Source organism: Citrobacter sp. MGH105, assembly GCF_001037485.2.
Lineage (GTDB): Bacteria > Pseudomonadota > Gammaproteobacteria > Enterobacterales > Enterobacteriaceae > Citrobacter > Citrobacter portucalensis.
The window spans coordinates 1,378,729-1,399,129 of record NZ_CP073048.1 but is presented as its reverse complement, the minus strand read 5'-3'; the positions used below and the strand labels follow the sequence as shown (position 1 = coordinate 1,399,129).

Here is a 20,401-nt window from a genome sequence, read left to right as displayed (position 1 = left end):
ATGAAAACAATCGCCAGATTTTTACCCGGTGATGCCATCATTCGCCTGCAATGCGTGATTATTGTGGTCGTCGCCCTGGTCTTCTCGGCCCTGCTCGGCAGCCGTTTCTTCAGCGTCGCTAACTTCCAGTCGATTGGCTCACAGCTACCAATCCTCGGCATGCTGGCCCTCGGGATGGGCATGACCATGCTGACCGGCGGCATTAACTTGTCGATTATTGCCGGGGCGAACGCCTGCTCACTGGTGATGGCGGCGATTATCGTCACCCATCCGGATAACCCGCTGTTTCTGGTGCTGGCGCTGCTGGCAGGCGCTGCCGTGGCAGTGGCCATCGGTACGCTCAACGGTGCGCTGATTGCCTGGGTCGGGGTCTCGCCTATTCTCGCCACGCTCGGCACGATGACGCTTATCTCCGGGCTGAATATTCTGCTTTCCAACGGGACGGTGATTTCCGGTTTCCCGACCGCCATTCAGTACCTTGGTAACGCCACGATTGCCGGTATTCCGGTGGCGCTACTGCTCTTTTTCCTGGTGGCAATCCTGCTGTGGGTACTGCTGGAACACACCACGCTTGGGCGTAGCCTGTATCTCGTTGGTTCCAATGAACAGGCTACCCGCTACAGCGGCGTAAATACCGTACGGGTACAAATTTCGGTGTACGTGATTTCTGCCCTGCTCGGCTGGGTCGCCGCCATTTTGATGATGGCGAAATTCAACTCAGCTAAAGCCGGATACGGTGAATCCTACCTGCTGGTCACCATCCTTGCCTCCGTCCTCGGCGGTATCAACCCGGATGGCGGCTTCGGGCGCATTATCGGCCTGGTGCTGGCACTGATTGTGCTGCAAATGCTGGAAAGCGGCCTTAACTTGCTGGGGGTCAGCAGCTATCTGACGATGGCGCTGTGGGGCGCGGTGCTGATCCTCTTTATCGCATTACAGAATCGTAAAGCCTGATTTCAGGAGAAAAAATTATGGCAAGTTACTTTATTGGTGTGGATGTCGGAACCGGAAGCGCCCGTGCTGGCGTGTTTGATCTCAACGGCAGAATGGTCGGTCAGGCCAGCCGGGCCATCGAGATTTACCGCCCGCAGGCCGATTTTGTTGAGCAGTCTTCCGATAACATCTGGCAGGCGGTGTGTAACGCGGTTCGCGATGCGATTAACCAGTCGGATATCAACCCTATCCAGGTTAAAGGTCTCGGCTTTGACGCGACCTGTTCACTGGTGGTGCTGGACAAAGAAGGTAAACCGCTGACCATTAGCCCGTCCGGGCGCAGCGAACAGAACATCATTGTGTGGATGGATCACCGCGCCATTACTCAGGCCGAGCGCATCAACGCCCTGCATCATCGGGTGCTGGACTACGTTGGCGGCATTATCTCCCCGGAAATGCAGACGCCAAAACTGCTATGGCTGAAGCAACATATGCCCAACACCTGGGCCAATGCGGGATACTACTTTGACCTGCCCGATTTCCTGACCTGGCGCGCAACGGGCGATGACACACGCTCATTGTGTTCGACGGTGTGTAAATGGACCTATATGGGCCATGAAGACAAATGGGATGCCAGCTATTTCCGCCAGATTGGGCTGGAAGATTTGCTGGAGCATGATGCTGCCAAAATTGGTCGCTACGTGAAAACCATGGGCGAACCGCTCGGTCACGGGCTATCCGCACGCGCCGCCAGCGAAATGGGGCTGATTCCGGGGACCGCTGTCAGCGTCTCGATCATCGATGCCCACGCCGGTACCCTCGGCACGCTCGGGGCAAGCGGTGTTTCCGGCGAGGTTGCGGATTTTGACCGTCGTATCGCGCTGATTGGCGGCACTTCCACTGGACACATGGCGATTTCCAAAGAGCCGCGTTTTATCGGCGGCGTCTGGGGCCCTTACTACTCAGCCGTGCTGCCAGAATACTGGCTTAACGAAGGTGGACAGTCAGCAACCGGGGCGTTAATCGACCACGTTATTCAGTCGCATCCTTGCTACGAAACCCTGCTGGCGCAGGCTAAATCTCAGGGGCAGACCATTTACGAAGTGCTGAATGCGCTGTTGCGTAAAATGGCCGGTGAACCGGAAGATATCGCATTTTTAACCCGCGATATGCACATCCTACCCTATTTCCATGGCAACCGCTCGCCGCGCGCTAACCCAACGCTCACGGGCGCCATCACCGGACTGAAACTGTCACGTACGCCGGAAGATATGGCGCTACAGTACCTTGCGACCATCCAGGCCATTGCGCTGGGAACCCGCCATATCATTGAAACGATGAATCAAAGCGGCTACACCATCGATACAATAATGGCCAGCGGCGGCGGGACGAAAAACCCAATCTTCGTTCAGGAACATGCCAACGCCACCGGCTGCGCGATGCTGCTGCCTGAAGAGAGCGAAGCCATGCTGCTGGGTGGTGCCATGATGGGAACTATCGCCGCGGGCGTATTCGAAACCTTCCCGGAAGCGATGTCGGCGATGAGTCGGATTGGTAAAACAGTTACCCCGCAAACAAATCGCATTAAGCAGTATTACGATCGCAAATATCGGGTATTCCACGAGATGTATCAGGATCATATGAAATACCGCCAGTTGATGCAGGAGGACGCATGAGCGACTCCTGGTCTCAGGCCACCGGCGTATTTCAGCTCTATAGCTATGCCCTGGCGGGTCTGGGGCAGCATCTGACTGAACCGCTCTGGCAGTCGCTGATGGCGGAGCTGCGCGGCTGTCGGGGGAAAATCGTCGTCACCGGCGTCGGTACCTCCGGCATCGCAGCGCGTAAAGTGGCGCATATGCTTGCGTGCGTGGAACGCCCAGCGATCTACCTCAACGCGACGGACGCGGCGCATGGCGATCTCGGTTTTTTACGCGCCAACGACCTGGTGATTATGCTGTCGCGTGGGGGGAATTCGGACGAACTCACCCGGCTGCTGCCCGGACTGACTGCGCGAAATGTGCCTATTCTGAGCGTGACTGAAAACGCCGATTCAGCCATTGCTAAAGCGTCGAGGCTGGTGATTTCCACCGGCGTCCAGCGTGAGGCCGACCCGCTGAACATGCTGGCGACGACCTCAATTCTGCTGGTACTGGCGATCTTTGACGCCGCCTGCGCCTGTCTGATGAGTGAAAGCGGCTACTCAAAGGAGACGCTGCTGGCGGTGCATCCCGGCGGCGATGTGGGATTAACGCTGAGTCGTGGTAAGTAACGCCAGACAGCTGTTTCGGAGGTAATGAATCTGTTGCCTCCGGTATATTGCTACGTTCACCTTATGTTTTTCACTTCTCTGAAACGATACTGCCTGTGAACGTGTTAAGGGCGTTCTCCGTCACGCCCTTTACAATCCCGACTCCCGGCGGGAAAATTGTTGCTACGCAATACCCTCCGCTTATTCCTCCAGGCTACCGGGCCGGGCGCGAGGTAGCGTCCTTGCAAAGCGCGCCCTGAGCCAGCATCCATGCTGGCTCTCCCGGCCTTACGGAAACACGTCGGCAATTTTCAGCCGGACCAGCCCACACCTGACCATCTGCGTTTTTTGTTTAAACAGCAAAACGGGTTTCACTGGAAGTCAGAGCGTTGAAGCGATGACCCCGGTCCGGCTGAAAATCGATGAGTCGTTGACGGCTGACCGGGTCTGCCCGCATGGATGCGGGCAGAGTGGACGGCCTGCAGGGACGCAGGCTCGTCCCCGACCCGACAGGCAGACGGCATAAGACGAATGAATCGCATCGCGACGATTTTCCCGCCGGGAGCCTGGGATGCAAGGGAGGCGGCGGTGAGCCTCCCTTGCACGTTCACGGGTATCTATGATTCAGAGAAGTGATAACGCTGGGGTGAACGGAACCCCATAGCGGAATAAAATATTCTCCATCATGTTTAACATGACATGCAGTACATCTCTGGCATATCTAAACAAAAGATAAAACAGTGAAAAAGCGGATTAACGCGCTGCGTTCCACTACCGCTATCTGTTCCGCACGTTAAAAATTCTGTGACGCTCCCCAGCATTCCTGGCGTAAAGCTTTCCATTCCTCAAATCTATGCGCAAACTTTAACTATTCTTATCAAACATACTCACGGGAGATCCTACAGATGATGTCAACGCTTGCCCCACCATCTGTACTTTCCGCTCCCCAGCGCCGTTGCCAGGTGCTGCTGACGCTTTTCCTGCCGGGGCAAATCGCTACTACACAAACCTTCAGCAGCCTCAACGGTGTCGATGATGCCACGGTTCAGGAAGATATTATTGGCGCAGGACTCGAAATCCAGCGCTATCACCGGCTCGCGATAGCCACCGCGCAGAATGGTGGCTATACGATCGAAGGAACCCCGCTAAATCAGCGTCTGTGTCTGTTGCAGTGGCTGCGCCGTGGCCTGCGGATTTGCCCTGCCTTTATCGCCCAGCAGTTTACCCCGGCGTTAAAAGCAGAACTAAAACAACGGGGGATCGCACGTACGCTGTATGACGACACCAATCTGCATGCGCTCATTAATCTGTGCTCCCGGCGCTTGCAGAAGCCGTTTGAGTGTCGTGACATCCAGTTCCTGCGCCTGTATTTACAGTATTGCCTGCTACAGCACCACGCGGGGATCACCCCGGAGTTTAACCCACTCCAGCAACGCTGGGCGCAATCCTGCGCGGAATATCCTCTCGCAGAGGAAATTGGCCGTCACTGGCAGCGCCACGTCATGCAGAGTGCACCGCTGGGCGAATCGCTGTTTATGGCGTTGCTGTTCTCAATGCTTCGCATCCCCGATCCCATCCGCGATAATCACCAGCAGGATCGCCGCTTGCGTCTTGCTATTGCGCGGCTGGTGCTGCGTTTTCGCGAGTATGGCAATGTGCGCTTCAGCGATGAGCAAGGGCTGAATGACCAGTTGTATATCCACCTGGCTCAGGCACTGAACCGCAGCGTGTTTGCCATCGGCATTGATAACACGCTGCCGGAGGAGTTCAGCCGCCTTTATCCCCGGCTGGTTCGTACTACCCGCGAGGCGATTCACGGCTTCGAGGCCGAATACGATGTGCAATTTTCCGAAGAAGAGATCGGGCTGGTGGCCGTTATTTTCGGCGCCTGGCTGATGCAGGAGAAGGATTTACACGAAAAGCAGATTATCCTGCTGACCGGTAGTAACGAACAACTTGAAGTGCATATAGAGCAACAGCTGCGCGAACTGACGCTGCTGCCGCTCAACGTAAAACATATGCCGATGCAGGACTTTCAAAAAGAGGGTGCCCCGCGCGGCGTAACGCTGATTATTACGCCTTACACCACGCCGTTACCGCTATTTTCACCCCCGTTGATTCATGCGGATCTGGCGCTTACGCCGCATCAGCAGCAGCAGATCCGCAAAATCCTCGAATCATAACGTTGCAGGCTGCGCGACCACCTTCGGGCGCAGAACGATTGCCGGGAGCGCCACCAGCGCCATCACCCAGAACACGCCGCTGCCCAGATTCTGGTACAGATAGCCCGCGAATACGGTCATGATGGCGATACTGCCGCCCATCGCTATCGCGGAATACACCGCCTGCAAACGAATAACTTCGCTCCCCTGGCGTGCCGCGATATAACGCATTGCCGCCAGGTGGCAGACGGTAAAGGTTCCGCAATGGAGGATTTGCACCACGATCAGCCACGGCAGCTCGGTGCTCCAGCCCATCAATCCCCAACGCGCCACCCCGCAAACGGCGGAAAGCAGCAGCAGATCGCGGGCGCTGAAGCGACGGAACAGCTTGTGGCTAAGTGCGAAAATAATCACCTCCGCCACCACACCTAGTGACCATAAATAGCCCACCGCCGAAGCGGAATATCCGGCAGACTGCCAATAGATGGCGCTGAAACCATAATACGCAGCATGCGCACCCTGTAGCAGACTCACGCAAGCAAGAAAACGCCAGCTCTGGGTTATCAGCGCACGCCAGGCGGGCCATCCCGCACTCTCCTGCTGACGGTTTTCACCCGCAGGCTGCACGCTCGGGCGAATCATCATGCCCAGCAGCATCGAGGCGACGCCAAGCGATAGCAGGACCAGGATCACCCGATAGTCAAACAGGCTCACCAGTTTGCCGGTTAGCGCGGAGCCGATCACAAAAGCCACAGATCCCCACAGTCGCACCCGACCGTAATCCATGGTTATCTGTTTCTGCCAGGTGTTGGCCAGCGCATCGGTCAGCGGTACCAACGGTGAGAAAAACAGGTTAAAACCGACCATCACCACCATCAGCCACGCCACGTTGGTTCCCGCCCAGAAGGCCAGCGCAAACACCAGCGTCAACAGGGCCAGAATACGTAACGCTGAGATCAGCCGAGAGGGATCGCTCACACGCGGCGCAATCAGCAAACTACCGAGAAAACGGGCAATCAGCCCCGCCCCCAGCAGTAAACCGATGGTTTCCGGCGTCAGCCCTAACCCTTCGAGCCAGACGCTCCAGAAAGGCAGAAAGATACCGTAGCTAAAGAAGTAGGTGAAATAACCGAGCGCCAGCCAGCGCGTGGAATGCAAAGCCATGAATCCCTCCCGTTTGGAGGCGATAGTCTGGCGACAAACGCAGGCTGGCGCAAGAGAGCATTAACAGGCAGATAACATGATTTTTGCCCTATTCGATGCTAATTTGCATCGCAAAATGGCAGCGTTCTCCCTGCGCTAAAACCTGCAATCCCGGCTGCCCCTGCATGTTGTGGGCATTCACCGGATGCGTTTGCGGCTCCAGACACAGGAACTCCTCACCCGACATTCTGAACAGCATCAACCACGGAGTTTGCGCTAAAATCGTGACTTTCATCACATCACGATGAATAACGGCCCGCCCGCTCCAGCCAGAATATCCGACATTCAGCCAGCTATCCTCACCGTATTGCGCATGCATGAAATCAGCCGCTGAAGGGATATCACGTTGCCATTCCAGCGGCAGATGCTGCTCCCCCTCAGGCCAGTAGCCGCTTGCGGTGAACTGCGCCGTACTGCGCTTATCAAAGGCGAAAAACGGATGGAACCCGCAGCCGTAAATCATTGGCTGCTCACCGCAATGAGTGAGCGTCAACGAGGCGTGCAGGCTCGAGGTTTCCAGTTGATAGCAAAGCTGCGCCGTATAGTCGTAGCCACAGGGATGCCAACTGCGCAACTGCAGCAAACAACCGCTTTGGGTGACAGTGATAACCTGCCAGCGTTGCAGCCAGCCGTCACCGTGCAGGAAAAAGGTGTCATCTGCGCCATGTTGAGGTAAAACCACCTCTTCACCGCGCAGCATAAAACGATTTCCCGCCACCCGATTCGCGACCGGCAGCATCGGGAACAGGCCGCAATCACCGGGTTGCTGACCATGACCTTCGCGTAAAATGGTCTGTTGATGTTGTAACGAAACCAGACTTAATAGCGAACCGCCCTGCGAGTCTACGCACATCCGCAGATGTGCGTTTTGTAGCGTCAGCAGACCATCCATTATCGGGCGCTTCGTTGCTGGGCTGATGTGCCAGCTTTTGTATGTTGCGCCGCCAGCTGTTCTTCCAGCGCTTCCAGCGTCACGCCTTTGGTTTCCGGTACATTACGCAGAACATATATGAAGCCCATCGCGCAAATCACACCGTACAGCAGGAAGCTTCCCGACGCGCCCAGACTCGCATTGAGCAGCGGGAAGGTATAGGTCAGCAGGAAGCAGGCAATCCACAGCGCCAGCGTCCCCAGCGACATCGCCAACCCACGAACGCGATTAGGAAAAATTTCAGACAGCAGCACCCAGGTCACCGGAGCCAGCGTCAGGGCATAAATAGCGATCGCCGCCAGCACCAGAACCAAAACCGGCCAGCCCATAATGCCCAACCCGTACGCCCCGGCAATCAGTACATAAATAACCGTTAATCCTGACGCACCGAACAACATCAGTTTACGACGACCAATTTTGTCCACTAACGGCAGAGCGGCAAGGGTAAAGACCAGATTGATGATCCCTGTCGCCACGATCGATTTTAACGTACCGTTGATGTCGAATCCGGCAGAAGCGAAGATCTCCTGCGCATAGTTGAAAATAACGTTGATCCCACACCACTGCTGAAACACTGCCAGCACCATACCAATAATCACGATCGGTTTGATCTGCGGTTGTAACAGCGTTGACCACGCGACCTTGTGATTATCTTTTTGCAACGTATGTTCAATCTCTTTCAGCGTTTGCCCGGCATATTCCGCCGAACCAATGCGCTGCAGCATGGCGCGCGCACGATCGGCTTTTCCCGCTTTCACCAGCCAGCGCGGCGATTCAGGAACAAAGAACATCAGCACCAGGAAAATTACCGCGGGCACTAATTCTGCGCCAAACATCCAGCGCCAGCCCGTCTGACCGTTCCAACTTTCAACAATTGCTTGCTGCGTAGCGCCTGTAGCAACAGGTTCGGCAATCATCAGGTTGATAAGCTGCGCCGCCAGCACGCCAATGACGATGGTGAGCTGGTTAACGGCCACAAAGCGACCACGCTTTTCAGCGGGGCTAACCTCGGCGATATACAGTGGGCTTAGCGCAGACGCCAGACCAATCCCCACGCCGCCAACGATGCGATAAACAATAAACATATCGAAGTTACTGGCGACGGCGGTTCCCCAGGCGGAAGCGCTAAAGAGGATCGCTGAGAGAATCAGCGGCATTTTTCGGCCAAATTTATCGGCGCACCAGCCGGAAATCAGCGCGCCAAAGATACAACCAACCAGCGCGGAACTCATCGCCCAGCCGGATTGTGCCGGATCGGTAATCGAAAAATATGCTTCATAGAAGGGTTTTGCCCCGCCGATCACCACCCAGTCATAGCCAAACAGTAAACCTCCGCAGGCCGCAACCAGGCAGATAGTCCAGACGTAACCAATCTTTAAATGTGTCTGCGCGTTATTCATTATGATTCCTCTTTCAGGGAAACGCAGGGTACAGTAGGTTTCGGGTGAGGTTACCCCCACCCGTTTCGGGTGTTACTGGAAAAGCCTTACGTTAATGGCGTGACGCAGCAGTAATGCCTTGTCATGTGCCGGATTGAGTTGCAGGAGTTCATCAAGTTCACGCTGACAGGCGGCGCTATTTCCCAGCCCCAGATGCCCAAGCGCATTGATAAACAGGCAGTGTTGCTGGTGTTTTGCTTGTGCTGAGGTATCCAGCACCACCAGGTCGGGTAGCGAGACGGCGAAGAAATCGACATCCGGCACGTTGTCGTGATGCGACTCAACCCATTGCAGGAAGCTATTGAACAAAGCGTCCGCCTCTGCGTCATCGCCAAGTTTTCTCTGCGCCATACCCTGCCAGAAGAGATAGTCCACTGGCTGGTCGTTGTAATAACGTCCGGCATCCAGTGAGCTGCCGCCACGCGTCGCACGGGAGAAGTAGCGCTGGGATTCCTCGAAATGGCCTTGCAGCTGCGCGCAATGCCCCAGCAAATACCAGATGTCATTATCCGTTTGCCCAGGCAGACGCCCCTCCCCGAGGTTTTGTGGGTAGTGCAACGCCTGTTGCAGCTGCGCGATGGCGGTTTGCAGGTCGCCGGACTGAACGGCAGCAAGGGCACGATGCATCTGATTCAGCAGATATTGCCCGGTGGCTTTACCTTCACCACCTTCCCACGGATGGAACACGCGTTCACGTAACACTGCGGCGGCATCGTCGTAGCGCCCCACCCCATTCCACAAGCTGAGCAGTTCCACCGTCAGATCGTCTCGATGGAAGACAATCTCTTTACTGGCTTCCAGTCGCTGCAGACGCTGCTCAGCGGGTTGTGCCATTAACTTCTTGAGATAGTCGAGTTCAAACAGGAAGCGAGCATTCTGTGGTTCCAGCGCCACGGCCTGCGACAAATACTGCATCGCCTGCTGTGCATCGTGCAGTTTGTTCCAGGCATAGATTCCCAGTAAACGGTGTACCGGTGCGAAATCCGCTTCCTGCGCAAGCGTGAACTGCCAGCAGGAAACCGCCTCGGCATAACGCCGTTTGCTGTACCAGAAGCAGCCGAGGAAATAGCGGGCAAAAGCACTTTGCTCAAGAGTTTGCAGCATCTGCACTTCATCCAGCGTATTGGGGAAGCGCACGCGGTTTTGCAGACACTCACGAGCACGTTCAATGAACGGTTGTGGATTATCGCTCAGCGAAGCGCGCCACAGCATCGGCAGCGTTTCCTGGCTGTCGAGCAGTTCCAGCACGCTACGGGCAGCATCCTTTTGCCCCAAAGAAGTCAGCCAGCCTGCCAGTTCACACGCGTTGGTCCCGCGCCGCCCGGTAATCGAGATTAGCGCCTGTGCAGTGGCCTCATCCTGGCAAATAGCCCAGCGCGCATAGTGCAGGGTGTAACTCAGCGGATAATCAACCAGTTGTTGGCGAATGTAGTCCAGCGCTTGCGCATTGCGATCAAGCTTTGCCAGCGCCAGCGCTTTCAGCCCCATCGCCAGGTTATTACTGCCGTTAAAGCGCAGGCTCTGCTCGACCTTTTCCAATGCGCCAGCGTAGTCCTGACGCTTCATCGCCAGACGCGCTAACGACCAGAAAGCTGCATCCCGGCAGTTGCCGCTCCAGCTGGCCTTATAATAATTATCCCACGCGCTGTCATCATCGCCCTGACGTTCCTGTGCGGCGGCCAGCAGCATACTTGCCTCACCATCACGCGGATTTTTATTGAGCTTATGCGCCCGCTCCAGCGCCTTGCCAGCACATTGTGCCGCCAGCGCCCAGTCGGCGCGGTTTAGCGCCAGCGTCCCCAGGGCCACATTATTGCGGTAGTCCAGCGGATCAACGTCCAGCGCGCGGCGATAATAATCTTCGGCATAGCGGCTGGCGTGGTTGTACTGCTCCAGATGCTGACCAATAAAATAGAGTTCATCGGTATTAGAAAGCGCTTCTGGCAGCGCTGGCGCAACGGCCGCCGAAGGCAGCGGTAATTCTTTCGCGATGTGCTCTTCGTACTGCAAAAGCGTAGTGCCATCGACGCTTGTGACGGTCATCGTCACCCGGGCATGGCCATTGTCAGACACATCGGCCAGCCAGCTCTGTCCAGGCTCAAGGGTGAGGGTATTTTCATAGAACGGCTGCCCGTGCGCAGCAAGCGTAACCTGAACATCGCGTAGCGGCGCAATCGCATAAACGCCCGCAGAAAGCTGGCTACGCTCACGCACCAGACGAAGCGCCAACTGCGTGCTGGCGTTTTGCACCATTCCCAGTTCGCTGTAGGGCAAGAAGTTTTGCACGAAGACTTTCTCTTCGTACGGCGCAAGCCAGGTGAAATCCGGCTGATTATCGGTAAAGACCCCGGTCATCAGTTCAATATACGGACCGTTGTCATCGGTGAGATTACGATCCCAGGCAACACCAAAGTCGCCGTATCCCCAGGTCCACTGTTTTTTCCCCGGCGAAACATGGTGATCGGCCACATGCAGCAACCCACCACGCTCGCCGTGATGCCACGCGCCAACAAAATCATAATCTGATTTTTCAGCCATATAGGAGGTCGGTACGGGTACGTTCTTGTAGCGTGAGATATCCACACCGGCCGAATAGTCCACTTTGTAGTATGTGCCGGTGGCGATTGGAAACGCTGAGACATCGCGCTTACCGTGGTCAAATACCGCCGTCACATCCGGAGGGAACACGCTCTGATGATCGTCGCCGCCCTTCACCGCCGGATTCGCCCACCATAAGAAGTGGCGCGGGGTAGCGTTACCGTTAAACACCTTCCCGGTTATCTCGATCAACGCGCGATCCGGATACAGCGTGAATCCGGTCATTACCTGTAAACCGCGCATAGGCTCAACCTCACCCATCCACACGGTGTATTCACCCTGCTCACCCTGCTGCTGAGTAAAATCCACCGGCATAAAGGTGGTCGGGCGATGATGTTGCGGCCAGTTAAACTCGATGCCGCCGGAGATCCACGGCCCAAGCAGACCGACCAGCGCGGGTTTCACCACTTCGTTGTAGTAGACGAAGTCGCGCTGCTGCACTTTGTCATACGCTCGATGAATACGCCCGCCTAACTCCGGCAGCAGCATGATGCGAATGAAGTCATTCTCCATCCACACCGCCTGATAGTCGCGCATTTCACGTTTGCCGGTCAGCGTATCAATCACGCCGTAAGGGTAAACCGCTCCAGAAGATCCCTGATACACCCGTTTTTCCAGAAACATTGGGTTGGCATCTTCTTCACCCGCCGCCCAAGTTGGGAGGGTGATCGTTTCCTGCCAGACTTTAACTGAACCGTACATGCCGCTCTCCACTCAATAAACAAAAGTAAAAATTCAACTTGATGCTATTCTGCGGCAGTTAGGTGGCGTTAAAATGCGCAATGCTCACGCAATATAGTTAAGGGAGTTAAGTGAATGCAGCGTTCGGGGTTCAACAACGTCAGGGTCCGTCAGGCGAATAAACAGATCTTTTTGTCTCACCTGTGGCGGGAAAAACAGCTCAGCAAGTCACAGCTGGCGCAGCTCACCAGCCTGTCGATCCCGGCGGTCAGCAATATCCTCGAAGAACTGATGGATGAAGGGAGAATCAGCCATTCGCGAGAAACCTTAAGCCAGCGCGGTTTGAGCAGCGGCAGCTATCATTTGCCAGAAAAAGGCGCCTGGACGCTGTGCATCAACGTCACCCCCACCAGCATCACCAGTCAACTGGCGGACGCGCGACTGGTGGCCGTAGGCGACTGGCAGCATGAAGTCATCAACCCCGAATCGCCAAAAGCGCTGCTGTCAGCCCTGGCGGCACACTGGCGGGAGTATCGTCGGGAATTTCCCGATGTGACGATTAATCTGGCGCTTGGCGTTCATGGTCAAGTTGATCCGATAACCGGTGCATCAAAAACCATGCCCCAGGCCCCGTGGAAAACTCCGGTGGAAATAAAATATCTGCTGGAGGAGAAGCTCGGCGTGCAGGTCCGGCTGGACAATGACTGCGTGATGCTGGCGCTGGCGGAAAAATGGCAAAACCCGGCGGCAAACGGTGATTTCTGCGTGATTAACGTTGATTACGGTATTGGCTCATCGTTTGTGATTAACGATAACATCTGGCGCGGTAGCCTGTATGGCAGCGGTCAGATTGGGCATACCATCATTCATCCCGATGGTGTCGCCTGTGACTGTGGTCGCTATGGCTGTCTGGAAACCGTAGCGTCATTAAGCGCATTGAAAAAGCAGGCCCGGGTGTGGATGAAATCGCAGCCGACATCCCTTTACGATCCGGAAACGCTCACCACTGACCAGCTAATTGCGGCCTGGCAGCACGGAGATGTCCGCATTCAGGCCTGGGCCGAAAATGCCGCCAGCGCCATCGGGCTGAGTCTTTATAACTTTCTGAATATACTGAATATTAACCAAATATGGTTGTATGGGCGTAGCTGCGCATTTGGCGACAGCTGGCTCAATACGCTGGTGCAGCAAACTGGGTTTAACCCATTCGATCACGGCGATAACCCGCGAGCCAGAGCCACGCAGATAAGCTTCGGTAAGCTTAATCGCACCCAGCAACTTATGGGCATTGGCTATCTGTATGTCGAGTCACAGCTTAGCGAGTTATAGCCATTACTCCGTCAGGCTCACCGCTAAACGTTCATGTACCGTGGCGATAAAATCGGTCAACGCCGGTTTGATTGGCCCTTTTTTCCACGCCATCAACAGCGCAATGGTCGGAACATCGCCAACAATAGGGCGGAAAACCACCTGTCCGGTATTAAAATTATTCATATAACCGGGTATCAAAGTCACCCCCAGCCCCATGCCGACCAGGTTCATGGTCACCAGAATGTTGGTTGCCACCTGCACAATGTTGGGCTGGCTTTTTTGCTGCTGAAACCAGTTTTTGACAATCATCGCTAACGCGCCAGAGTAGGCCGGATCGGTGCTGACAAAATTCACGCCGTGTAGTTGTTCTGCGGAGATTGCTTGCTCATTAGCTAACGGATGATTCACCGGTAAAACCACTACTAACGGCTCATGAATCAGCTCCAGATAATCGAGATCCGGGCTGTACACCGGGTGGCGCATTAAGCCCACATCCAGCTCTCCACTCAGGATCTTCTCTTCCTGTTCGGTGGTGATCAGACTCACCAGCTCAATGTGCGTATCAGGCTGTTTTAAACGAAACAAAGGCAGCACCTTCGGCAGCAGATTTACCTCTGCGGAAGGGACAAAACCGATGGCGAAATGATTATCTTCCTGCACCGTTTTACGGGCACGAACTTTAGCGTTTTCCGCCTGTTCGAGGATCGCCTTCGCATCTTGTAAAAAGCACTCTCCCGCCGCCGTCAGCGCAACTTTTCGTTTATCCCGCACCAGCAACGGAACGCCCACGCACGTTTCCAGATCGCGGATCTGGCTGCTTAACGACGGCTGAGAGGTATGCAGCTTTTCTGCCGCTCGGGTGAAATTCAGCGCCTGCGCCACCGCTACGAAATAGCGTAAGTGCCTCAGTTCCATGCCCTTCTCCTTGTTATCGAAAAAATGTCTCAACTGGTAGAAATTTACTATTTCACAGATTGATAACTAACCAGCAACATCCTTAGGGTACAAAAAAAGAAGGTCAATACATCTTAGCTTTCAGGATTAAAAAATATGACCACACCCTCAAATTTAGACATCTACCAACTGATCGACACGCAAAACGGTCGCGTAACCCCACGAATTTATACCGACCCTGAAATTTACCAACTGGAGCTAGAACGCATCTTCGGACGCTGCTGGTTATTTCTCGCCCACGAAAGCCAAATCCCCAAACCCGGTGATTTTTTTAACACCTACATGGGCGAGGATGCAGTTGTGGTGGTTCGCCAGAAAGACGGCAGCATCAAAGCGTTTCTCAACCAGTGTCGCCACCGCGCAATGCGCGTCAGCTACGCCGACTGCGGCAATACCCGCGCCTTCACCTGCCCGTATCACGGCTGGTCGTACGGCATTAACGGCGATCTGATCGACGTCCCGCTGGAACCGCGCGCCTACCCGCAAGGGCTGTGCAAATCGCACTGGGGGCTGAACGAAGTTTCTGGCGTAGAGAGCTACAAGGGACTGATTTTCGGCAACTGGGATACCTCCGCGCCTACGCTGCGCGATTATCTCGGCGATATCGCCTGGTATCTCGACGGTGTGCTGGATCGTCGTGAAGGCGGCACCGAAATCGTCGGTGGCGTACAAAAGTGGACCATCGATTGTAACTGGAAATTCCCCGCCGAACAGTTTGCCAGCGACCAGTATCACGCGCTGTTCAGCCATGCCTCGGCCGTGCAGGTGCTGGGGGCAAAAGACGACGGCAGCGACAAGCGCCTGGGCGACGGACAAACCGCCCGCCCGGTGTGGGAAACCGCCAAAGACGCGCTACAGTTCGGTCAGGATGGGCACGGCAGCGGATTTTTCTTTACCGAAAATCCCGATGCCAACGTCTGGGTCGACGGCGAAGTCTCCAGCTACTACCGTGACACCTACGCGGAAGCCGAGCAGCGTCTGGGAAAAGTTCGCGCCCTGCGTCTGGCCGGTCACAACAACATTTTCCCAACGCTTTCCTGGCTCAACGGTACTGCCACCTTAAGGGTCTGGCATCCGCGCGGGCCGGATCAAGTTGAAGTGTGGGCATTCTGTATTACCGATAAAGCCGCCTCTAATGAAGTGAAAGCTGCGTTTGAAAACAGCGCCACGCGCGCCTTTGGCCCCGCCGGATTCCTGGAGCAGGACGACTCGGAAAACTGGTGTGAAATTCAAAAACTGTTGAAGGGTCATCGCGCACGCAACACCAAGTTGTGTCTGGAAATGGGGCTTGGCCAGGAGAAACGTCGTGAAGACGGCATTCCGGGGATCACCAACTACATCTTTTCGGAAACCGCCGCGCGCGGCATGTATCAGCGCTGGGCCGATTTACTCAGCAGCGAAAGCTGGCAGGAAGTGCAGGAAAAAACCGCCGCTTACCAGCAGGAGGTGATGAAATGAGCACCTTCGTTTCTCAGGAACTACACCACCGCATTACACAGTTTCTCTACCATGAAGCCAGCCTGCTGGATGACTGGAAGTTTCGTGACTGGCTGGCACAACTGGATGAAGACATTCGCTACACCATGCGTACGACGGTCAATGCCCAGACGCGCGATCGTCGCAAAGGCGTGCAGCCGCCGACCACCTGGATTTTCAACGACAACAAAGACCAGCTCGAACGTCGTATCGCGCGGCTGGAAACCGGCATGGCCTGGGCGGAAGAGCCACCGTCGCGTACCCGGCACCTGATCAGCAACTGCCAGGTCAGTGAAACTAGAGTTCCCGACGTCTTTGCCGTGCGCCTTAATTATCTGCTGTATCGCGCGCAAAAAGAGCGCGATGAAACCTTTTACGTCGGCATGCGCATAGACAAAGTGCGCCGTTTGCCGGGCGATGAGTGGCGCTTACTGGAGCGTGAGATCGTGCTGGATCAAGCGGTGATCACCTCCCATAACCTGAGTGTACTGTTCTGATGAGTCGTGTTTATGCTTGCCCCGTAGGGGATTTGCCGGAGGGTGAAGCGCTCCGGCTTGATACCTCGCCCGTCATCGCGCTGTTCAACGTTGGCGGCGAGTTCTATGCCATTAACGATCGCTGTAGCCACGGTAACGCCTCGATGTCGGAAGGCTATCTGGAAGACGACGCTACGGTGGAATGCCCGCTGCATGCCGCCAGTTTTTGCCTGAAAACCGGCAAGGCGTTGTGTCTACCCGCCACCGATCCGCTAACCACCTACGCGGTATATGTGGACGGTAGCGATGTGTTTGTTGATATTCCAGAGGACGCTAGATGAGCGATTTACGCGATAACGTGGTCTTTATCACCGGCGGCGGCTCCGGTCTTGGCCTGGCGCTGGTCGAGCGTTTCATCGAAGAAGGTGCGCGGGTCGCCACACTGGAGCTGTCGCCAGCTAAAGTTGCCAGCCTGCGTCAGCGCTTTGGCGAACATGTGCTGGCAATCGAAGGCAACGTCACCTGCTACGCCGACTATCAGCGCGCGGTAGATCAAATCCTGACGCATTACGGTACGCTGGACTGTTTTATCGGAAATGCAGGGATATGGGATCACAATGCCTCGTTGGTCAATACGCCTGCGGATGCGCTGGAGAGCGGCTTTCATGAGCTGTTTAACGTCAACGTGCTGGGCTATCTGCTGGGCGCGAAAGCCTGTGCCCCTGCACTTATAGCCAGCGAAGGCAGCATCATCTTTACCCTGTCCAATGCGTCATGGTATCCCGGCGGCGGCGGCCCGCTGTATACCGCCAGCAAACATGCGGCTACCGGGCTGATTCGCCAGCTGGCCTACGAGCTGGCACCAAAGGTACGTGTTAACGGTGTCGGTCCGTGCGGTATGGCGACAGATCTACGCGGCCCGCAGGCGCTGGGACAAAACGATACATCGATTATGCAGTCGCTGACGCCGGAAAAAATCGCCGCTATTTTGCCGCTACAGTTTTTCCCTGAGCCTGCGGATTTTACCGGCCCGTATGTAATGCTGGCGTCAAAACGCAACAACCGCACATTAAGTGGCGTGATGATCAATGCCGACGCCGGTCTGGGTATTCGCGGTATTCGTCACGTCGCCGCCGGACTGGATCTCTGAGGAGACGTTATGAACCCAAAAACTATTGCTATCGTCGGCGGCGGTCAGGCGGCGGCTATGGCTGCCGCTGCACTGCGCCAACAAGGTTTTGACGGCGAATTACACCTATTTTCCGATGAGCATCATCTGCCCTATGAACGCCCACCGCTCTCCAAAGCGATGCTACTGGACGACAATCCGCAACTTCAGCCGATACTCCCCGCTGACTGGTGGCGGGAACACAACGTACAGCTGCATCTGGGGGTTACTGTGCAGACGCTCGGCCGCCAAACCCATCAGTTGGTGCTGGCTAATGGGCAGAGTTATCCATGGGATCGGCTACTGATTGCAACGGGCGCTGCGGCACGCCCCTTTCCGCAACTGGATAAGCTGGGCGATCGTTGCTTCACCCTGCGCCACGCGGGCGATGCCGAGCGCCTGCGCGACAATTTATTGCCGGGCAAGTCGATTGTCATTGTCGGTGCGGGCACCATTGGTCTGGAACTGGCGGCCAGCGCGACTCAACGCGGCTGTCAGGTGACAGTGGTGGAGCTGGCGCCAACGGTCATGGGCCGCAACGCGCCTGCTCCGGTGCGCGACTACCTGCTAGCCCGCCACCAACTTGCGGGCGTGCGGGTACTGCTTAACAGCGCTATTGAGCATGCCGAAGCGGGAGAGTGTCTCTCGCTCATGCTGCAAAACGGCGAAACTCTCACCGCCGATGCGGTGATCTATGGTATCGGTATCGTGGCGAACGATATGCTGGCCCGCGAAGCGGGACTGGAGACAGTGAACGGCATTATCGTTGATGCCGCCTGCACCACCTCCGATCCCGCGATTTTCGCCGCCGGTGACGTAGCGATAACGCGCCAGGCTGACGGTTCGTTAGTACGCGTGGAAAGCTGGGAAAACGCCAATTTTCAGGCACAGGTTGCCGCCGCCGCGATGCTCAATCAACCGCAGCCAGCAGCAACGCCGGGCTGGTTCTGGACCGATCAGTACCGTGATAATCTACAGTTTATCGGCGAAATGCAGGGTGAGAACTGGCTCCTACGCGGCGATCCTGATGCGCAGAAAGCAATATGGTTCAACCTACAGGATGGCGTGATTGTCGGCGCAGTAACGTTGAATCAGGGCCGAGAAATACGTTTATTGAGAAAATGGATTCAGGCAAAGAAAAAGCCGCCAGTGGCGACTTTAATCGATGAAACAATCTTGCTTAAGTCAATATAACTGCCGGATGGCACTTCGTTTATCCGGCCTACATGTGAGTTACCTGTAGGCCGGAAAAGGTGTTTACACCACCATCTGGCAATCCGTATGACTTACGCGTAAACCGGGAAACGTGCACAGATATCCAGCACTTTACCTTTGACGCGCTCGATAACAGCTTCGTCATTGATGTTGTCCAGAACGTCACACATCCAGCCAGCCAGCTCTTTCACTTCAGCTTCTTTAAAGCCACGGCGAGTCACAGCCGGAGAACCGATACGGATACCGGAAGTCACAAACGGGCTCTTCGGATCGTTCGGTACGCTGTTTTTGTTAACGGTGATGTTAGCACGGCCCAGCGCGGCATCAGCTTCTTTACCGGTCAGGTTTTTATCAACCAGATCCAGCAGGAACAGGTGGTTTTCAGTACCGCCAGAAACCACTTTGTAGCCACGGTTCAGGAACACTTCCACCATCGCTTTGGCATTTTTGGCAACCTGCTGTTGGTAAACCTTGAACTCAGGCTCCATCGCTTCTTTCAGCGCCACAGCTTTCGCCGCGATCACGTGCATCAGCGGGCCGCCCTGCGCGCTTGGGAACACAGCGGAGTTCAGTTTTTTGTACAGCTCTTCGTCACCGCCTTTCGCCAGGATCAGGCCACCGCGTGGACCCGCCAGGGTTTTGTGGGTGGTGGTGGTCACAACGTGTGCGTGTGGAACCGGGTTCGGATAAACGCCTGCGGCAATCAGACCCGCAACGTGCGCCATATCGACGAACAGATATGCGCCGATGCTGTCAGCGATTTCACGCATTTTTGCCCAGTCAACAACACCGGAGTAAGCAGAGAAGCCGCCGATGATCATCTTCGGTTTGTGCTCTTTGGCCTGCTTAGCCATGTCTTCGTAGTCAATTTTACCGGACTCATCAATACCGTAAGGGATGATGTTGTACAGTTTGCCGGAGAAGTTAACCGGGGAGCCGTGAGTCAGGTGGCCGCCTTGTGCCAGGTTCATACCCAGAACGGTATCGCCCGGTTGCAGCAGAGCGGTGTAAACAGCAAAGTTAGCCTGAGAGCCGGAGTGCGGTTGTACGTTAGCGTAGTCAGCGCCAAACAGCTCTTTTGCGCGATCGATAGCCAGTTGCTCAACGATATCAACGTACTCGCAACCGCCGTAGTAGCGCTTGCCCGGATAACCTTCAGCATATTTGTTGGTCAGCTGAGAACCCTGCGCCTGCATAACACGCGGGCTGGTGTAGTTTTCGGAGGCGATCAGTTCGATGTGCTCTTCCTGACGTACTTTTTCCTGCTCCATAGCCTGCCACAGTTCGGCATCATAATCGGCAATGTTCATTTCACGCTTTAACATCCGCATCTCCTGACTCAGCTAACAATAAAATTTTCGGCCTTAAAAGGCGGTCCGTAGGACAACGGCGAACAGTATAACCGAATCATTCTTCGATAACAGGTCTTGACAAAGGATTTTACGCAAACGATTACCTTCATGGTACGCAAGGCTTTGGAGAACAAAGGTCTGCTGAATTTCAACGGATTTCTTTTCAGGTTTGTGATGCAGATTTTTCACGATGTAACCTTTACAACGCAAAGTTACAAAGAACCATTTACAATGCAGGGGTATTTTTTATA

Annotated in this window: 16 protein-coding genes; 10 read left to right on the top strand and 6 right to left on the bottom strand. The window is 55.4% G+C overall.

Going from position 1 to position 20,401, the window contains the following annotated elements; all coding sequences use genetic code 11:
- From SK35_RS06525 to csiE, 4 genes are all read left to right on the top strand, one after another.
- Complete coding sequence (locus SK35_RS06525) at positions 1–954, top strand: ABC transporter permease (RefSeq protein ID WP_003037658.1); 954 nt, start codon at positions 1–3, stop codon at positions 952–954.
- Between the two features lie 17 nt (positions 955–971).
- On the top strand, positions 972–2,609 hold the full coding sequence (locus SK35_RS06520) for an FGGY-family carbohydrate kinase (protein ID WP_008785469.1): 1,638 nt from the start codon (positions 972–974) through the stop codon (positions 2,607–2,609).
- On the top strand, positions 2,606–3,205 hold the full coding sequence (locus SK35_RS06515; RefSeq protein WP_048215778.1) for a KpsF/GutQ family sugar-phosphate isomerase: 600 nt from the start codon (positions 2,606–2,608) through the stop codon (positions 3,203–3,205). The genes SK35_RS06520 and SK35_RS06515 overlap by 4 nt, the downstream gene beginning before the upstream one ends.
- A gap of 884 nt (positions 3,206–4,089) precedes the next feature.
- The gene (gene csiE / locus SK35_RS06510) at positions 4,090–5,367 is read left to right on the top strand and encodes a stationary phase inducible protein CsiE (protein WP_032944230.1); all 1,278 of its coding nucleotides are present in this window, start codon (positions 4,090–4,092) and stop codon (positions 5,365–5,367) included.
- Here csiE and SK35_RS06505 read toward each other — a convergent pair.
- From SK35_RS06505 to SK35_RS06490, 4 genes are all read right to left on the bottom strand, one after another.
- Entirely contained in the window at positions 5,362–6,510 is a 1,149-nt protein-coding gene (locus SK35_RS06505; protein WP_048215777.1) for a 3-phenylpropionate MFS transporter, read from the bottom strand. The genes csiE and SK35_RS06505 overlap by 6 nt on opposite strands.
- Before the next feature lie 88 nt (positions 6,511–6,598).
- Complete coding sequence (locus tag SK35_RS06500; protein WP_048215776.1) at positions 6,599–7,441, bottom strand: aldose 1-epimerase; 843 nt, start codon at positions 7,439–7,441, stop codon at positions 6,599–6,601.
- The gene (locus SK35_RS06495) at positions 7,441–8,880 is read right to left on the bottom strand and encodes a sugar porter family MFS transporter (protein ID WP_048215775.1); all 1,440 of its coding nucleotides are present in this window, start codon (positions 8,878–8,880) and stop codon (positions 7,441–7,443) included. Before SK35_RS06495 ends, SK35_RS06500 begins: the two co-directional genes overlap by 1 nt.
- A 72-nt stretch (positions 8,881–8,952) precedes the next feature.
- Positions 8,953–12,219, bottom strand: coding sequence for a DUF5107 domain-containing protein (locus SK35_RS06490; protein ID WP_048215774.1), 3,267 nt, complete (start codon positions 12,217–12,219; stop codon positions 8,953–8,955).
- A gap of 114 nt (positions 12,220–12,333) precedes the next feature.
- On the opposite strand from SK35_RS06490, the gene SK35_RS06485 reads away from it, so the two are divergent.
- Complete coding sequence (locus tag SK35_RS06485; RefSeq protein ID WP_048215773.1) at positions 12,334–13,527, top strand: ROK family transcriptional regulator; 1,194 nt, start codon at positions 12,334–12,336, stop codon at positions 13,525–13,527.
- A 3-nt stretch (positions 13,528–13,530) separates the two neighbouring features.
- Here SK35_RS06485 and hcaR read toward each other — a convergent pair whose 3' ends face one another.
- On the bottom strand, positions 13,531–14,424 hold the full coding sequence (gene hcaR / locus SK35_RS06480; protein WP_048215772.1) for a DNA-binding transcriptional regulator HcaR: 894 nt from the start codon (positions 14,422–14,424) through the stop codon (positions 13,531–13,533).
- 135 nt (positions 14,425–14,559) lie between these two features.
- On the opposite strand from hcaR, the gene hcaE reads away from it, so the two are divergent.
- Genes hcaE through hcaD form a run of 5 tightly spaced genes read left to right on the top strand, consistent with a single transcriptional unit; the run spans position 14,560 to position 18,777 of the window.
- Positions 14,560–15,921: a 3-phenylpropionate/cinnamic acid dioxygenase subunit alpha gene (gene hcaE / locus SK35_RS06475; RefSeq protein WP_048215771.1), complete on the top strand. Its 1,362-nt coding sequence runs from the start codon at positions 14,560–14,562 to the stop codon at positions 15,919–15,921.
- Complete coding sequence (gene hcaF / locus SK35_RS06470; RefSeq protein WP_048215770.1) at positions 15,918–16,436, top strand: 3-phenylpropionate/cinnamic acid dioxygenase subunit beta; 519 nt, start codon at positions 15,918–15,920, stop codon at positions 16,434–16,436. Before hcaE ends, hcaF begins: the two co-directional genes overlap by 4 nt.
- Positions 16,436–16,756: a 3-phenylpropionate/cinnamic acid dioxygenase ferredoxin subunit gene (gene hcaC, locus SK35_RS06465; protein ID WP_003037633.1), complete on the top strand. Its 321-nt coding sequence runs from the start codon at positions 16,436–16,438 to the stop codon at positions 16,754–16,756. The genes hcaF and hcaC overlap by 1 nt, the downstream gene beginning before the upstream one ends.
- The gene (gene hcaB, locus SK35_RS06460; protein ID WP_048215769.1) at positions 16,753–17,565 is read left to right on the top strand and encodes a 3-phenylpropionate-dihydrodiol/cinnamic acid-dihydrodiol dehydrogenase; all 813 of its coding nucleotides are present in this window, start codon (positions 16,753–16,755) and stop codon (positions 17,563–17,565) included. The genes hcaC and hcaB overlap by 4 nt, the downstream gene beginning before the upstream one ends.
- 9 nt (positions 17,566–17,574) lie before the next feature.
- Entirely contained in the window at positions 17,575–18,777 is a 1,203-nt protein-coding gene (gene hcaD, locus SK35_RS06455) for a phenylpropionate dioxygenase ferredoxin reductase subunit (RefSeq protein ID WP_048215768.1), read from the top strand.
- 92 nt (positions 18,778–18,869) lie between these two features.
- Here the strand turns inward: hcaD and glyA are convergent, their stop codons facing one another.
- A complete protein-coding gene (gene glyA / locus SK35_RS06450; RefSeq protein WP_003835277.1) occupies positions 18,870–20,123 on the bottom strand; it encodes a serine hydroxymethyltransferase in 1,254 nt (417 codons plus the stop codon).
- Between the last annotated feature and the right edge of the window lie 278 nt (positions 20,124–20,401).

Coding starts and splice junctions, on each gene's coding strand:
- hcaB (WP_048215769.1), top strand. CDS start 16,753: ATGAGCGATTTACGCGATAACGTGGTCTTTATCACCGGCGGCGGCTCC.
- csiE (WP_032944230.1), top strand. CDS start 4,090: ATGATGTCAACGCTTGCCCCACCATCTGTACTTTCCGCTCCCCAGCGC.
- SK35_RS06490 (WP_048215774.1), bottom strand. CDS start 12,219: ATGTACGGTTCAGTTAAAGTCTGGCAGGAAACGATCACCCTCCCAACT.
- SK35_RS06525 (WP_003037658.1), top strand. CDS start 1: ATGAAAACAATCGCCAGATTTTTACCCGGTGATGCCATCATTCGCCTG.
- hcaC (WP_003037633.1), top strand. CDS start 16,436: ATGAGTCGTGTTTATGCTTGCCCCGTAGGGGATTTGCCGGAGGGTGAA.
- SK35_RS06515 (WP_048215778.1), top strand. CDS start 2,606: ATGAGCGACTCCTGGTCTCAGGCCACCGGCGTATTTCAGCTCTATAGC.
- SK35_RS06500 (WP_048215776.1), bottom strand. CDS start 7,441: ATGGATGGTCTGCTGACGCTACAAAACGCACATCTGCGGATGTGCGTA.
- SK35_RS06505 (WP_048215777.1), bottom strand. CDS start 6,510: ATGGCTTTGCATTCCACGCGCTGGCTGGCGCTCGGTTATTTCACCTAC.
- hcaR (WP_048215772.1), bottom strand. CDS start 14,424: ATGGAACTGAGGCACTTACGCTATTTCGTAGCGGTGGCGCAGGCGCTG.
- hcaD (WP_048215768.1), top strand. CDS start 17,575: ATGAACCCAAAAACTATTGCTATCGTCGGCGGCGGTCAGGCGGCGGCT.
- SK35_RS06485 (WP_048215773.1), top strand. CDS start 12,334: ATGCAGCGTTCGGGGTTCAACAACGTCAGGGTCCGTCAGGCGAATAAA.
- SK35_RS06495 (WP_048215775.1), bottom strand. CDS start 8,880: ATGAATAACGCGCAGACACATTTAAAGATTGGTTACGTCTGGACTATC.
- hcaE (WP_048215771.1), top strand. CDS start 14,560: ATGACCACACCCTCAAATTTAGACATCTACCAACTGATCGACACGCAA.
- SK35_RS06520 (WP_008785469.1), top strand. CDS start 972: ATGGCAAGTTACTTTATTGGTGTGGATGTCGGAACCGGAAGCGCCCGT.
- glyA (WP_003835277.1), bottom strand. CDS start 20,123: ATGTTAAAGCGTGAAATGAACATTGCCGATTATGATGCCGAACTGTGG.
- hcaF (WP_048215770.1), top strand. CDS start 15,918: ATGAGCACCTTCGTTTCTCAGGAACTACACCACCGCATTACACAGTTT.